Source organism: Streptacidiphilus albus JL83 (genome assembly GCF_000744705.1).
Lineage (GTDB): Bacteria > Actinomycetota > Actinomycetes > Streptomycetales > Streptomycetaceae > Streptacidiphilus > Streptacidiphilus albus.
The window spans coordinates 3,566,609-3,580,421 of sequence record NZ_JQML01000001.1 but is presented as its reverse complement, the minus strand read 5'-3'; the positions used below and the strand labels follow the sequence as shown (position 1 = coordinate 3,580,421).

Annotated in this window: 17 protein-coding genes and 1 pseudogene; 8 read left to right on the top strand and 10 right to left on the bottom strand. The window is 73.2% G+C overall.

What is annotated here, in order from left to right; all coding sequences use genetic code 11:
* Positions 1 to 22: 22 nt before the first annotated feature.
* A complete protein-coding gene (locus tag BS75_RS15400; protein ID WP_034088641.1) occupies positions 23 to 823 on the bottom strand; it encodes an enoyl-CoA hydratase-related protein in 801 nt (266 codons plus the stop codon).
* 348 nt (positions 824 to 1,171) lie between these two features.
* Between BS75_RS15400 and BS75_RS46445 the strand changes: the two genes are divergently transcribed.
* Complete coding sequence (locus BS75_RS46445) at positions 1,172 to 1,339, top strand: DUF3117 domain-containing protein (RefSeq protein WP_152645929.1); 168 nt, start codon at positions 1,172 to 1,174, stop codon at positions 1,337 to 1,339.
* A 120-nt stretch (positions 1,340 to 1,459) separates the two neighbouring features.
* On the opposite strand, the gene BS75_RS15395 is transcribed toward BS75_RS46445, so the two are convergent.
* Positions 1,460 to 2,083: an O-methyltransferase gene (locus tag BS75_RS15395; protein WP_034088640.1), complete on the bottom strand. Its 624-nt coding sequence runs from the start codon at positions 2,081 to 2,083 to the stop codon at positions 1,460 to 1,462.
* Between the two features lie 341 nt (positions 2,084 to 2,424).
* Here BS75_RS15395 and sigE point away from each other — a divergent pair, with 341 nt between their 5' ends.
* The 5 genes and pseudogenes from sigE (at position 2,425) to BS75_RS15370 (ending at position 5,529) form a co-directional block, all read left to right on the top strand.
* Positions 2,425 to 3,165, top strand: a complete 741-nt coding sequence (gene sigE, locus BS75_RS15390; protein WP_408022538.1) for an RNA polymerase sigma factor SigE — start codon at positions 2,425 to 2,427, stop codon at positions 3,163 to 3,165.
* Positions 3,162 to 3,338, top strand: a pseudogene (locus BS75_RS51470) (zf-HC2 domain-containing protein); the annotation flags it as partial. The gene sigE and the pseudogene BS75_RS51470, both read left to right, overlap by 4 nt.
* Positions 3,339 to 3,622: 284 nt before the next feature.
* On the top strand, positions 3,623 to 4,147 hold the full coding sequence (locus tag BS75_RS50290) for a hypothetical protein (protein ID WP_034088639.1): 525 nt from the start codon (positions 3,623 to 3,625) through the stop codon (positions 4,145 to 4,147).
* A 188-nt stretch (positions 4,148 to 4,335) separates the two neighbouring features.
* On the top strand, positions 4,336 to 4,767 hold the full coding sequence (locus tag BS75_RS15375) for a sec-independent translocase (protein ID WP_034088638.1): 432 nt from the start codon (positions 4,336 to 4,338) through the stop codon (positions 4,765 to 4,767).
* Positions 4,768 to 4,866: 99 nt separating this feature from the next.
* Entirely contained in the window at positions 4,867 to 5,529 is a 663-nt protein-coding gene (locus tag BS75_RS15370) for a hypothetical protein (RefSeq protein ID WP_034088637.1), read from the top strand.
* A gap of 66 nt (positions 5,530 to 5,595) precedes the next feature.
* Here BS75_RS15370 and BS75_RS15365 read toward each other — a convergent pair whose 3' ends face one another.
* The 4 genes from BS75_RS15365 to BS75_RS15350 all read right to left on the bottom strand — a co-directional run bounded on the left by BS75_RS15365 (position 5,596) and on the right by BS75_RS15350 (position 9,484).
* Positions 5,596 to 6,750 carry an Mrp/NBP35 family ATP-binding protein gene (locus BS75_RS15365; protein WP_034088636.1) on the bottom strand — a complete coding sequence of 385 codons (1,155 nt, stop codon included), beginning with the start codon at positions 6,748 to 6,750 and terminating at the stop codon, positions 5,596 to 5,598.
* 76 nt (positions 6,751 to 6,826) lie between these two features.
* On the bottom strand, positions 6,827 to 7,414 hold the full coding sequence (locus tag BS75_RS15360; protein ID WP_034093102.1) for a DUF1003 domain-containing protein: 588 nt from the start codon (positions 7,412 to 7,414) through the stop codon (positions 6,827 to 6,829).
* Positions 7,415 to 7,439: 25 nt separating this feature from the next.
* Positions 7,440 to 8,777, bottom strand: a complete 1,338-nt coding sequence (locus BS75_RS15355) for a magnesium transporter MgtE N-terminal domain-containing protein (RefSeq protein ID WP_042438401.1) — start codon at positions 8,775 to 8,777, stop codon at positions 7,440 to 7,442.
* A gap of 170 nt (positions 8,778 to 8,947) precedes the next feature.
* A complete protein-coding gene (locus BS75_RS15350) occupies positions 8,948 to 9,484 on the bottom strand; it encodes a hypothetical protein (RefSeq protein WP_034088635.1) in 537 nt (178 codons plus the stop codon).
* Between the two features lie 112 nt (positions 9,485 to 9,596).
* Here BS75_RS15350 and BS75_RS15345 point away from each other — a divergent pair, with 112 nt between their 5' ends.
* On the top strand, positions 9,597 to 10,553 hold the full coding sequence (locus BS75_RS15345) for a DMT family transporter (RefSeq protein ID WP_052069431.1): 957 nt from the start codon (positions 9,597 to 9,599) through the stop codon (positions 10,551 to 10,553).
* Between the two features lie 72 nt (positions 10,554 to 10,625).
* Positions 10,626 to 11,210: a suppressor of fused domain protein gene (locus tag BS75_RS15340; protein WP_034088634.1), complete on the top strand. Its 585-nt coding sequence runs from the start codon at positions 10,626 to 10,628 to the stop codon at positions 11,208 to 11,210.
* Positions 11,211 to 11,243: 33 nt separating this feature from the next.
* Here BS75_RS15340 and BS75_RS15335 read toward each other — a convergent pair whose 3' ends face one another.
* The 4 genes from BS75_RS15335 to BS75_RS49310 form a co-directional block, all read right to left on the bottom strand.
* Entirely contained in the window at positions 11,244 to 11,696 is a 453-nt protein-coding gene (locus BS75_RS15335) for a hypothetical protein (RefSeq protein WP_034088633.1), read from the bottom strand.
* Positions 11,697 to 11,839: 143 nt separating this feature from the next.
* On the bottom strand, positions 11,840 to 12,706 hold the full coding sequence (locus BS75_RS15330; protein ID WP_034088632.1) for a PHP domain-containing protein: 867 nt from the start codon (positions 12,704 to 12,706) through the stop codon (positions 11,840 to 11,842).
* Positions 12,707 to 12,793: 87 nt separating this feature from the next.
* Complete coding sequence (locus BS75_RS15325) at positions 12,794 to 13,432, bottom strand: DUF6758 family protein (RefSeq protein WP_034088631.1); 639 nt, start codon at positions 13,430 to 13,432, stop codon at positions 12,794 to 12,796.
* 176 nt (positions 13,433 to 13,608) lie between these two features.
* On the bottom strand, positions 13,609 to 13,752 hold the full coding sequence (locus BS75_RS49310) for a hypothetical protein (protein ID WP_169790788.1): 144 nt from the start codon (positions 13,750 to 13,752) through the stop codon (positions 13,609 to 13,611).
* Between the last annotated feature and the right edge of the window lie 61 nt (positions 13,753 to 13,813).

Genomic DNA, 13,813 nt, shown 5'->3' with positions numbered 1-13,813 from the left:
GCCGGGGCCCCGGACGGGCGGCTCAGGCGCCGGTGTAGCGGGGCTTCTCCTTGGCCAGGAAGGCCTGGACGGCGATCCAGTGGTCCGCCGCCGCGCCCGCGCGGGTCTGCAGCTCGTCCTCCTTGGCGAGGGTCTCCACCAGCGAGTGCGAGGCGCCGTAGGCCAGCGACTCCTTGATCGCGCCGTAGGCCACGGTCGGGCCCTCGGCCAGGGTGCGGGCGAACTCCAGCGCGGTCCGTGCCAGCTCGGCGCCGGGGACGACCCGGTGCGCCAGGCCCAGGGCCAGCGCCTCGGCGGCCTTGACGGTCTGCGGGAACATCAGCAGCTCGGCCGCCCTGGCCTGGCCGACCAGCCGGGGCAGGGTCCAGGAGGCGCCCGAGTCGGCGGTCAGCGCCACTCCGGCGAAGGAGGTGTTGAAGCCGCCGTGGTCGGCCAGGATCCGGAAGTCGCAGGCCCAGGCGAGGCTCGCACCGGCGCCGGCGGCGACCCCGTTGACCGCCGCGACCACCGGCTTGGGCATCGTCGCGATCGCGGTGACCAGCGGGTTGTAGTGCTCCTTGACGGTGGACAGGGCGCCGCCGCCGCCGGCCCTGGCCTCCACCAGCTTGCCCAGGTGCTCCTTGAGGTCCTGGCCGACGCAGAAGGCCCGCTCGCCCGCCCCGGTGAGCAGCACCGCCCGCACCGCCGGGTCCTCCTTGGCCTCGGCCATGGCGTCCCGGAGCGCGACCTTGGTCGCCGTGTCCAGGGCGTTCATCGCCTCCGGCCGGTTGATGGTGACGACGGCGAGCCCATCCGTCAATTCGTACACAATGCTGTCGGCCATGCCGCTCTCCCTCATTACTGATCAGTAGTCCCATCCCAGCATGACGGACCGTCGGCGTCCGGCATCATGTGACGTAGGTCACTCTTCTGTGGGTCGCGCCGCGCCGGTCGGCCGGAGGCCGGTCGGGGTGGCGGTGGCCGGACTGCGGGCGGCGGCAAAGGGAACTGAGGAGCGGTCGGAAGAGGGTCCGCGAGGGGCGGCTGACGGGTTCCGGGGCGGGAGCGAGCAGTGATGTTGGTCATCGGGTGCTCCGATGCGGGATACTGGGGTCCGATCAATGCGTTCGATACCTGCGGTGGACGGGCCGTGGGTGCGTCGGTGAGCAGGTTCGCAGGAAGGGGAACGAGCATGGCGGCCATGAAGCCGCGGACGGGCGACGGCCCGCTCGAGGTGACCAAGGAGGGGCGGGGCATCGTCATGCGAGTACCGCTCGAAGGTGGCGGACGTCTGGTGGTCGAACTGACCCCGGACGAGGCCGATGCGCTCGGCGATGCCCTCAAGAAGGTCTTCGGCTGAACGACTCCTCGGGTCGACCGTAGGACGGATGTAAACGGCTGTGGCTCTGGCTTCGTGTCCCGCTTCGGGGCGCGGGTCCAGGGCCGCAGCCGTTTGTACTGCCGCAGCGGCTGTACTGCCTCAGCGGCGGACCGCGCAGAGCAGTCCGTCGCCGATCGGGAGCAGCACGCTGAGCAGTCCGGGGTGCTCCCGGACGGTGGAGACCAGGGTCCGCGCGGCCAGCGTCAGCGCCTCGTGCGCGGCCGCGTCCAGCGCGCTCAGGGCGCCCTCGAAGCAGACCATTCCCCCAGGTCGCAGCAGGCGCAACGATTCAGCGAGATAGGCCGGGGACTCGGCCGGGTCGCCGTCGCAGAAGACCAGGTCGTACTGGCCGTCGGCGAGCCGGGGCAGGACCTCCAGGGCCGCGCCCGGGATGCAGCGGGAGCGGCCGGGCTGGAAGCCGGCGGCGGCGAAGGCCTCCCGGGCCAGCCGCTGGAGCCCGGGCTGGACGTCCACGGTGGTGAGCACGCCGTCCGCGCGCATGCCGCGCAGCAGGCAGATCCCCGACACGCCCGCCCCGGTCCCGATCTCCACCACGGCCTTGGCGTCCAGTGCGGCCGCGAGCAGCTGGAGGGCCGCGCCGCTGCCGGGGGAGACCGGCCGGACGGTCGCCAGTTCGGACTGGGCGCGGGCGTGCTCCAACACGTCGTCCTCGGCGGCATAGGCGTCGGCGAGGCCCGCGTCCGACTGCCCGTAGCCGGTGATGGCTGCCCCTTTGTCCGTAGCGTGTGCCGCGAGTCGACAATTTCAGGCCACAGGTTAGTCGGTACCGGCGGAACCCGAGGTGGGCGCGAGGCGTTGGGACGGGTGGATACGGCAAACGGCGGCACGCGGTAGGCGTCCGCCGGGGCCCTCCGCGTTCTGCGGGACATGAGAACCGCAGGCGGACAGTTCAGGTGATTGGCTTTTATCCGGTACTAACGGGCGAGGCGGCTATGGTGGTGGCTCTGCTTGGCAGAAGAGTCGATCGAGGAGGTGTGGTCGAGGGGGGCGCCCGTTCGCGGCACTTTCGCGGTCCAGCGCCGGACCTGACACCGAAGCCCGTGATGAGTGAGCCGCAGCCCGAGCATCCGCAGACCGAAGATCCGATGAACGCGCAGACCGCCTCGTTCGACGAGGACGGCGCCGTTCCGGCGTGGACTCCCCCCAGCTGGGAGGAGATCGTCCAGGCGCACAGCGCGCGGGTGTACCGGCTCGCCTACCGCCTGACGGGGAATCAGCACGACGCCGAGGACCTCACCCAGGAGGTCTTCGTCCGGGTCTTCCGGTCGCTGTCGACCTACACCCCCGGCACCTTCGAGGGCTGGCTGCACCGGATCACCACCAACCTCTTCCTGGACATGGTCCGCCGCAAGCAGCGGATCCGCTTCGACGCCCTCGCCGAGGACGCCGCCGAGCGACTGCCGAGCCGCGAGCCCTCGCCGGCCCAGCACTTCTACGACACCCACTTCGACGCCGACGTCCAGCAGGCGCTGGACACCCTCGCGCCCGAGTTCCGCGCCGCCGTGGTGCTCTGCGACATCGAGGGCCTGTCCTACGAGGAGATCGCCGCGACCCTGGGCGTGAAGCTCGGGACGGTGCGCTCCCGGATCCACCGCGGCCGGGCCCATCTGCGCGCCTCGCTGCAGCACCGTGCGCCCGGCGCGCAGGAGGGCCGCGAGCGCCGTGGAGCCTCGCTGGAGGGCGTCTCCGGCGCCGCCGCGGCGTCCGGCCACGCCGGACCGCCGACCGCCGGAGCCGCGGCCGGTCCGGTCGACGACGCCGCCGAACGGAGGCGGTCCTCGTGACGGAGCCCGAGCGCCGCGTCCGTCGGCCCGAGGTCGTCGTCGAGCTCCGGGTCAACCGACCCGGGCAGGCCGCCGTCACCTCCGAACAGCACCTCGGCGACCGGCTGGCCGCCTTCGTGGACGGCGAGCTCGACCACGACGCCCGTGAGCGCGTCCAGTCGCACCTGGCAGGCTGCGCCGCCTGCCTGGCCCGGGCGGAGGAGGAGCGCGGGCTGAAGGCCCGGCTCTCCGCCGCCGCCGCGCCGGACCCCAGCACCGTGCTGATGTCCCGGCTGATGGCGATCTCCCTCGACGGCGACCGGGAGGGCCCCGGCCCGGGCCCCGGTCGGGTCCGCAGGGCGGGCGCGGCGTCTTCGGCGGCCCCTCGCTCGGGGGCGGCCACTTCGGCGGCTCCTCGGGCTTCGGGTCGAGCCTCTTCGGCCGGGGCGCGCTGGGCGCCGACAACCCGCTGCCGGGCGTGGACCCGCGCGCCGAGCGCTCCGGCGGCCTGCCGTTCCGGGGCCAGCAGCGCCCCATCGCCGCCCGGATGGACGAGGGCGCCCGCCGCAACGACCGCTCCGCCGAACGGCCGGGGCCGGAGGCCGCCCCGCAGCCGGTGCGCGCCCCCGCGCCCGCCTCGCTGGCCCGCGGCCGCCGCTTCGCCTTCGCCGCAGCCGGCGCCTTCTCGGTCGCCGCGGTCGCCCTCGGCAGCGCCGTCACCGGAGTGACCGCCGCCGGCACCACGGTGGAGGAGCCCTACGGCAGCGTCACCCCGGTCGCCGACCCCGGCGGGGTGGGCGGCGCCGGCCTCCGGCCCGACCAGACCGGTCGGCTCACCGGCCGGTCGGCCAACAGCATCCCGATGAGCGCCGCGAACATGGCGGGCGGCTCCGGGCTGTACAGCGCGCCGCAGTCCGCAGCCGGGCCCACCGCCTCGCCGAGCAGCACGCCGCTGGGCGCCACCGCGCCGCTCTCGCTGCCCGAGGGCCTGATCGGCCACTGACGGGGTCCGCCCCGGCGGCGGGGCGGACCAGCCTCCGATCGGGTGAACGCGGGGTGAACCGTTCCCAAGTCGCGTGGATCTCGTTGACACCACATGGTCCTGCGGACACCCAGGGCGATTACTCTGGTCGAATAGACCGTCCGATGCCCTCTCGGTCGGCCGTCCTCATCTCTCAGGGGAGCATCACGGTGTTGTTCGACATAGGTCCACTCAAGCTGGTGGCGCTGGTGGTCCTTGCCGTGGTCATCTTCGGCCCGGACAAGCTCCCCAAGCTGATCTCCGAGGCAATGGCGTTCATCCGGAAGATCCGGGAGTTCTCCGAGACCGCCAAGCAGGACATCCGCAAGGAGCTCGGACCCGAGTTCAAGGACTTCGAGTTCGAGGACCTGAACCCGAAGACCTTCGTCCGCAAGCAGCTCGCCACCCACGGCGACGACTTCGGCCTGAAGGAGCTCACGGACCTGAAGAACGGCTTCTCCAAGGACGCGGCCGACGCCAGCGCCGCCGTCCGGGCCGCCCAGCGGGACCCGCTGGGCAAGGTCGAGATGGAGAAGCCCGCCGCCGCCTCGGCCCCGCTGACGGCCGGGGAGACCGCTCCGTACGACCTCGACGCCACCTGATCGGCCCCGCCCGCCCGGCGTCCGCTGCGGAGACACCGCGCAGCGAAGCTGGGTATCGTGCTGAGCGCATGACCTTGCGCCAGAAATCGGAGGGCCGGGATGGACACGACGAGCCGCACGACCTCGGTCAGGGCGCCGCTGCCGGCGCCGGTCGAGGGCTACCTGCGGGCGGACTTCCCCTGGTACAGCCTGGACGACGCCTGGACCGGACCGCGCTGGCTGACCACGGTCACCACCGCTCCGGACGGGCTGGTGGACTACGGCTCGATCGGGCACGGCGACAGCCCGGCCCGGGGCTACGTGCCGCGCGGCAGCAGCGTCGGGAGCGCCGAGGACCCGGCCGACGGCCGGCGCTTCGCCGTGGTGGTCACCGTGGCGCGGCGCCCCTCCCGGCGGATGGGTGACGGCACCGGGATGCTGGAGGCCACCTCGGTCTCCTCGGCCGCCTGGCTGGCCGGCTCCGGGCTGCTGGCGGCGACCTCGCAGGCGCCGCTGGGCCGGGAGCTGCGGCAGACCTGGATGGACCAGCAGTCCAACCTGGCCTGGGAGCTCGCCGACGACCTCAGCGGCTCCGGCTGGACCTCGCTGACGCTGCCGGTCAACGGCACCCCGCAGCCGTTCCGCTACCGCGAGTCCGAGTACGGCTGGGTGCTGGCCGGCGAGGCGCCGGGCGTGCTGCTGGGCGCCTACGGGCGCGGGGTCAGCGCCTACGCGCTGGGCTTCACCACCGTCACCGACCTCACCGCCTACACCGAGCGGTAGCGCCGAGGGGCGGGACGTGGGACGGGGCCTGCCTCCGGCCGCGTCCCCGCCCCGCCCCTCGTCCGCTCAGAACTTGTTGCGCGGCGTGATGCCGAGGGACAGCCCGGAGAGCCCGCGCTGACGGCTGCTCAGCTTGGCCGCGATCCCGCGCAGCGCGGCCCCGGCCGCGGAGTCCGGGTCGGTCAGCACGACCGGCTTGCCCTCGTCCCCGCCCTGGCGCAGCCGGACGTCGATCGGGATGCTGCCGAGCACCGGCACCCGCGCGCCGGTCGCCTTGGTCAGCGCCTCGGACACGGTCTGCCCGCCGCCGGTGCCGAAAACGTCGACCATCTCGCCGCAGTGCGGGCAGGGCATGCCGGACATGTTCTCGATGACCCCGACGATGGTCTGGTGGGTCTGCAGCGCGATGGTCCCGGCGCGCTCGGCCACCTCGGCCGCCGCCTGCTGCGGGGTGGTGACGATCAGGATCTCGGCGTTGGGGACGAGCTGCGCCACCGAGATGGCGATGTCGCCGGTCCCCGGCGGCAGGTCCAGCAGCAGCACGTCCAGGTCGCCCCAGTAGACGTCGCCGAGGAACTGCTGCAGCGCCCGGTGCAGCATCGGGCCGCGCCACACCACCGGGGCGTTGCCCGGGGTGAACATGCCGATGGAGATGACCTTCACGCCGTGCGCCGAGGGCGGCATGATCATGTTCTCGACCTGGGTGGGCCGGCCCTCGACGCCCAGCATCCGGGGCACGCTGTGGCCGTAGATGTCGGCGTCCACCACCGCGACCTTCAGCCCGTCGGCGGCCAGCGCGGCGGCCAGGTTCACCGTCACCGAGGACTTGCCGACGCCGCCCTTGCCCGAGGCCACGGCGTAGACCCGGGTCAGCGATCCCGGCTGGGCGAAGGGGATCTCCTTCTCGGCCTTGCCGCCGCGCAGCATGGTCGCCAGTTCCTGGCGCTGCTCGGTGCTCATCACGTCCAGCTCGACCGCGACCGAGGTGATCCCGGGCACGGCGGCGACCGCGTCGGTCACCCGGCTGGTGATGGTCTCCCGCATCGGACAGCCGGAGACGGTCAGCCAGACCGCCACCTTGGCCGCGCCCCGCTCGTCGATCTCGACGGATTTGACCATGCCCAGGTCGGTGATGGGCCGGTGGATCTCCGGGTCCTGCACGGTCCCGAGGGCCGTGCGTACGGACTCCTCCAGTGCCGTCGTCTGCGTGTCAGAAGCCATGCACTGATGGTACGGCGCAGGGCGCTCCCGGCCGGACCGGTGCGGGCGTGGGGCCGCTCACAACGGCGGCCCCGGCTCAGCCCACCCGCTCCTCCTCCAGCAGCTCCACGCCACGGCTGTCCAGCTCCTTGAGCAGCGCCTGCAGTTCCGAGCGGACGAAGTCGCGGGTGGCCACCTCGCCCAGGCCCTGCCGCAGCGCGGCGACCTCCCGGGTGAGGTACTCGGTGTCGGCGATGTTCCGCTCGCCCCGGGCGCGGTCCTGCTCCATGTTGACCTTGTCGCGGTCGTCCTGCCGGTTCTGCGCCAGCAGGATCAGCGGCGCGGCGTAGGAGGCCTGGAGCGAGAGCACCAGGGTCAGGAAGATGAACGGGTACTCGTCGAAGCGCCAGGAGGCCGGCGCCGCGATGTTCCAGACCACCCAGATCAGGATCAGGACGGTCATCCAGACCAGGAAGCGCCCGGTGCCCAGGAACCGGGCGATCCGCTCGGACATCCGGCCGAAGGCGTCCGAGTCGGGGTTGGGCAGGGTCATCAGGGGGCGGCGGCGCTGCGGCTGGTCCAGCCGGCCGCGGCGGAGGTCCTCGCGCTCGTGCCGGTCGTGCGTCCGTTCCCGCGTCCGTTCCCGGGGCCGTTCCTGTGCCCGTTCCCGGGTCCGTTCGCGCATCCGTTCGCGCTGCCGCTCGTGCTGGTCACCGGCCATCGGCAGGCTGCTCCTCGGGCTCGTCGGGCTCGTCGGGGTGGTCGTGGCCGGGGTGGTCGTCGCCGCCGTGCAGGGCCGACTCGCGCCAGTCCTCGGGCAGGATGTGGTCGAGCACGTCGTCCACGGTCACCGCGCCGAGCAAGTGGTCGTTCTCGTCCACCACCGGCGCGGCCACCATGTTGTAGGTGGCCAGGTAGCTGGTGATCCGGGGCAGTTCGGTGCTCGGCGACAGCGCGTCCAGGTCGCGGTCGACGATCGAGCCCAGCAGCGTGTACGGGGGCTCCCGCAGCAGCCGCTGGAAGTGCACCAGCCCCAGGTACTTGCCGGTGGGGGTCTCGCTGGGCTGGCGGCAGACGTACACCTGGGCGGCCTGGGCCGGCTTCAGGTCGATGTTCCGTATCCGGGCGAGCGCCTCGGCCACCGTGGCGTCCGGCTCCAGCACCACCGGCTCGGTGGTCATCAGGCCGCCGGCCGTGTGCTCCTCGTAGCTCAGCAGCCGGCGGACCGGTGCGGCCTCCTCCGGCTCCATCAGCTGGAGCAGTCCTTCGGCCTCGCTCTCGGGGAGTTCGGACAGCAGGTCGGCGGCGTCGTCCGGGTCCATCGCCTCCAGCACGTCGGCGGCGCGCTCCCGGTTCAGTGCGCCCAGGATCGCCACCTGGTCGTCCTCGGGCAGCTCCTCCATCACGTCGGCCAGCCGCTCGTCGTCCAGCGCGGCGGCTACCTCGGCGCGGCGTTTGGGCGAGAGGTGGTGCAGCACGTTCGCCAGGTCGGCCGGGCGGAGCTGCTCGAAGGTCGCCAGCAGGTTGGCCGCGCCCTGGCCCTGCTCGGACAGGGCGAAGCCGGTGACGGCGGACCAGTCCACGGTCAGCGCCTCGCCCTTGCGGCGCAGCCGGCCCGGCTTCCCCTTCTCCACGAAGACCTTGTCGATCTCCCAGTCACGGGTGCGGGTCTGCGCCATGGCGACGTCGCGGACGGTGACGCTCTCCGGCGCACCCCCGTCCGGAACGTCGGTCAGCAGCTCCACCCGCCGGTCCAGCAGCTCGGCCAGCACCAGCGTCTCGCTGGAGCGCTGCTCGAAGCGGCGCATGTTGATCAGGCCGGTGGTGATCACCTGCCCGGACTCCAGGCTGGTCACCCGGTTCATCGGCACGAAGACCCGGCGCTTGCTCACCACTTCGACGACGAAGCCGAGCACCCGCGGCGGACGGGCGCCCAGTCGCAGGTTCACCACCAGGTCCCGAACCCGGCCGACCAGGTCGCCGTTGGGGTCGAACACCCCGACCCCGGCCAGGTGGGAGATGAACACGCGGGAGGAAGCTCCGGTCATGTGACCTTCCAGGAGGGAGAGGTGCGGTCGGCTCGGTGTCGCGCCAGGGTACGCACAGGCTACTGGCCCCGTGGCGGGGGCTGTCGCACCGGCGGAGGCGGGTCCGGGCCAGGACCCCGACCGGTGTCCGCTTCCGGACCGGCGCCCGGTCCCGGGACGCCGGGCCGGGGTCAGCCGCGCCGGGCGCGGCGGCGGCCGAACAGCAGCCGGGGGAGGGCCGCCGGGGCGGGCTGCCGGGTGGTCACCGGGGTCGGCACCGGGGCGGCCGCGTGCGAGTCCGTCGGCTCCGCCCCGGGGTGCTCGGTGCTCGGACCGGCCGGGACGAAGCGGAGCACCCGCGACTCGCGCGCCCAGCGCTCCACCACCGTCGCGAAGTCGGGCGAGTTCAGCCGCTTGGCCTTGAGCTCCTCCACCGCCGCGGCCCACTCCGGGCTTTCGGCCGGCAGTTCCTCGACCCGGGCCGGCCAGGCCACCAGCCGGCCCCAGGAGTCCTTGCTGCGCGCGGTCACGGTCACCGCGTCACCCGTCGCCCAGCCGTGCAGCGGCTGCTCCGCGCCCCCGCCGACCACCACGACCGCGCCCTCGTGCCAGACGTGCCAGACCGGCCGGTCCGAGCCGTCCCCGGCGCTGACCCACAGCAGCCCGGACTTCTTCGCCGACTCCTCCACCAGGGCCCGGTCCAGCAGTTCCACGCTCACCTCAGTCATGGGCCGAAGCGTACGCGGTCCGCCCCTCGGTCCCCCGCTCCGCCGATCGGCGTCAGTCTCATACCATCAAAACACCCCTTACGACGGGGTCCGACACCCGCCGAGGAGCACCATGCAGTCGTCCCTGAGCCCGGCCGCGACGGCCGATGCCGCGCCGGTGCGGAGGTCCGCCCACCCCGATCTCGCCGCTGTGCCCAGGATCGACTTCCTGCTGCTCGCGCTCTCCGTCTCCGGCGTGGCCTTCTCCGCGCCGCTGATCTCCGCCACCGCGGCGCCGGTGCTGGCCATCGCCTTCTGGCGGAACTGCCTGGCCACCGGCCTGCTCGCCCCGGTCGCGCTGCTGCGGCAGCGGGCCGAGCTGCGGGCGCTGTTCGCCCCGGCCGGGCGGCGCACCCTGCTGCTGGCGCTGACGGCGGGCGCGTTCCTCGCCGTCCACTTCGCGATGTGGCTGCCCAGCCTGCGGATGACCTCGATCGCCTCCTCCACCGCGCTCTGCACCACCACCCCGCTGTGGACCACGCTGATCCTGCGGCTGCGCGGCCACCACGCGCCCAGGGCCGTGTGGATCGGCACCGGGCTGGCCTTCGTCGGGGTGCTGGTGCTCACCGGGGTGGACTTCGAGCTCTCGGCCCGGGCCCTGGCCGGGGACGGGCTGGCGCTCGGCGCGGGCGTCGCCGCCTCCGGCTACTTCCTGCTCGGCAGCGAGGTCCGACGGACCGTCAGCACCACCGCCTACACCTTCGTCTGCTACAGCACCACGGCCGTCCTGCTGCTGGTCACCTGCCTGGTCAGCGGGGTCACGATGACCGGCTGGAGCACCACCGCCTGGCTGCAGATCGCACTGCTCACCGGTTGCGCCCAGTTCCTCGGGCACTCGCTCAGCAACCGGGTGGTCCGCAGCCTCGGCCCCTCGCTGGTCTCCACCGCGATCCTGCTGGAGACCCCGGGGGCGGCGCTGATCGCCGCCGTCTGGCTGGGGCAGCTGCCGCCGGTCGCGGTCTACCCGGCGGTCGGGATCATCCTGGCCGGACTGGTGGTCGTGGTCCGCGGCAATCGCCGGGCCGCCTGAGCCGACGTCCCGCCTGCCCCGACGTCCGCCTGCCCCGGCATCCCCGCCGACCCGTCGGTAGGGTGGTGGACCATGCCCCAGGATGAAGTCCTCGCCGCCGTCGAAGCCCGGCTGATCAGCACCTTCGGTGAGCCGGACAGCCGCGCCGCCGTGACCTTCCTCGGCGCCGACCGGATCGAGGTGCTGCGCTTCCCGACCGCCGACGGGCTGGTCCGCTACGCCACCCTCGGCATGTCCGCCGCCCCGATGGCCGATCCCACCGTCGTCGTCGCCGACCCGCTGCGCGGGCCGCGCGCCGAGCTGGTGCTGACGGTGCGCGGCGGCCGGGACGAGGTCCTCCGCCCGCTGGCCACCCTCGGCGCTTCGCCGCAGGTCGAGGGCCTGGTGGTGGCGCCCGGCGCCTCGCTGGACCTGGGTGGGCCGCTCTGGACCGGCGCGCCGTTCACCGGCTTCCTGGTGGCCGAGCCGGGCGGGCTGGTGCCCGACCTGGAACTCCCGGAGCCGGCCGAGCCGGTGCGCTTCCTGCCGCTGCTGCCGATGACCCCGAACGAGGCCGCCCACAAGCGGGTGCACGGCGCGGCGGAGCTCCAGGAGCGCTGGCTCCGGCACGGAACCGACCTGCGCGATCCGGAGCGCCGCGGCGTCCCGCTGGACTAGACGGCGTCCGGTTCGCGCAGGTCGGACCTGCGGTCAGAACTGGTTCTGGCTCATGGCGGGCTGGTTCTGCTGGGTGGCGGCGATCAGCTGGTCGAACTCGCCGTGCCAGTAGAAGTGCACGTTCAGCCGGGTCGGCTTGGGGTTGCCGGGGAACTGGACGTAGAGCTTGCTCCAGACCTTGGCCCGGTTGACGTTGCTGACCGGGAACTGGTCGCGCGGGAAGACCGCCACGACGTCGCCGGGGCGGTTGGTGAAGCGGCTGGCGCTGTTCACCACTATCGAGCTGTTGGTGAGGGTCAGGAAGTAGAGCTTCCGGGTGAGCGCGACCACGAAGCCGACCACGGGGATCTCGTCGAAGAGGGCGTTCAGCCAGGGGCTGGGGCCGGTCTCCACGTGCACGGTCGTCAGGAAGGTCTCCCCGGGGGGAGCGATCTGCGAGAGCTTCTCAATGACCTGCTGCTTCTGCTTGGCCCGACGAATGGCCATGTGCCCCACCCCATCTGTGAACTGATACCTGCTCAGCGGCGGAGTTCCCCCGCCGAAGTCGGCAGAGATTATCAGTAAGTAAGGTTTAAAGGGGAGATCTGTGGTGACGGGGTGAAGGACGGGCCGGGACGATCACCCGTCGATCACCCGGCGCGCTGCGGTTCCGCCCCGGTCGCCTGGGCCACCAGCGCCTCGTAGACCTCCGGCGCGGTGGTGTTCGCGCCGAGCCGGACGCTCTTCCGGCTGCCGTGGTAGTCGCTGGAACCGGTGGTCAGGATCCCCAGGTCGGCGGCCAGTCCCCGGAGCCGGACCCGGGTCTCCGGGTCGTGGTCGGTGTGGTCGACCTCGATGCCGCCCAGCCCCGCCGCCGTCAGGTCCGCGATCACCTGCTCGGAGACCGTGCGGCCGCGCTTCACCGCGGCGGGGTGGGCGAAGACCGGGACGCCGCCGGCCGCCCGCACCAACCGGACCGCCTCGAACGGGTCGAACTCGTGCTTCCGCACGTCCGCCCGCCCGCCGTTGGCCAGCCAGTCCGCGGTGAACGCGGCGTCGACGTCGGGCACGATGCCGGCCTCCACCAGCGCGCTGGCGACATGCGGCCGGCCGACGACGCCGCTGCCGGCGATCCGCTGCACCTGCTCCCAGGTGATCGGCGCGCCCAGCTCCCGGCAGCGCCCGACCATGGCCTCGGCCCGGCGGAACCGGTCGGTGCGCACCAGCTCCCGCTCCCGGGCGAACTCCGGCTCGGCCGGGTCGAACAGATAGGCCAGCAGGTGCATCGAGACGTCCCCGACGACGCAGGACAGCTCGGCCCCGGTGACCAGGGTCAGCCCGCTGCCGCGGAGCTCCGGGGAGGCCAGCTCGGCCAGCGCCTCCGGATGGCCGCCGACGCCGTCGTGGTCGGTCAGCGCGACCACGTCCAGTCCGGCCGCCACGGCGTTGCGGACCAGTTCGGCCGGGCTGTCGGTGCCGTCCGAGGCGGAACTGTGGGTGTGCAGGTCGATGCGCACGGGCGGGACTCCTGGGGCCGAGGGGTTGCTCCCCGCAGCGTAGTACCGGGCCCGGGAGAGCGGCCGAGGGGTCCGCGGACCAGCAGGTCAGCCGATCAGCCGGGGGGAGAGCGCGCCGCAGGGGATCAGGTCCAGCTCGGCCCCGGCGTCCCGCAGGTCGGTGAGGACCAGCTCGTCGTAGAGCAGCAGTCCGGAGCTCTCCGGCCAGAGGATGGCCCACAGCCACAGCCCGCGCGCCTCGCCCACGAAGACCGCCCGGTCGTCCGGGACGTCCGAGACGTGCCAGAGCGCGGTGGGGCGCCCGCTGGCGTGGACCTTGGCGTGCGGGGGCCGGTCGACGTCGATCGAGTCGCCCGGGTCGGAGCCGCTGAGGCCGGCGAAGCGGGCCCCCAGACCGACTCCCAACTCCTCGGCGACCAGGATCAGTTCACCCGGACCGCCGAGCGGTCCCGGGCCGGAGCAGGCGAGCGCGGTCGCCCGGGCGCCGGAGACGTCGTCCCCCGCGTGGGCGATGCCGGTGAACAGCCAGCCGACCGGGAGCGGCCAGGGCATCCAGACCGGGACCTCGGCCCGCGCCACCGCGACGCCGAGCGCCTGCACGCTGGGCGGGACGACGGGTTGCAGCGGATGGACCGTGCCGTGCACGTCGCACTGCCACGTGTCGGTGAACAGCCCCGGGGCGCGGACACGGCCCCCGCACCTCGGGCAACTGGGCTCGCCCCTCATAGAGGTCTACGCTCCTCCCTCTCAACCCCCTCGTCAAGGACGATCACCCGTCCGGAGGAGACCGGGGCGGACGCGGAGGGGAGCCGGGGCGGCCCGGAACGGCAGTGGGCGGCGGCGGGGAGGATGCTGCTCCTCCCCACCGCCGCCCGGTGGTGTTCATGGGTCCCGGACGGGCGTCAGGACGCCTCGTAGGGACGGATGTAGAGACGTTCGCCGGTGAGCGCCGCGTCCTCGACCATGGCTCGCACGGTCTCGGCGTCGGCGATGAGCGGGTCCGTGGTGTTGCCGTCGGCGTCCAGGCGCATGACCTCGAAACGCATGGGCCTCTCCCTTCCTGACCTCTTGCGAGGAGTGGGCGGTGCAGGGCGTCACACCCGTGCG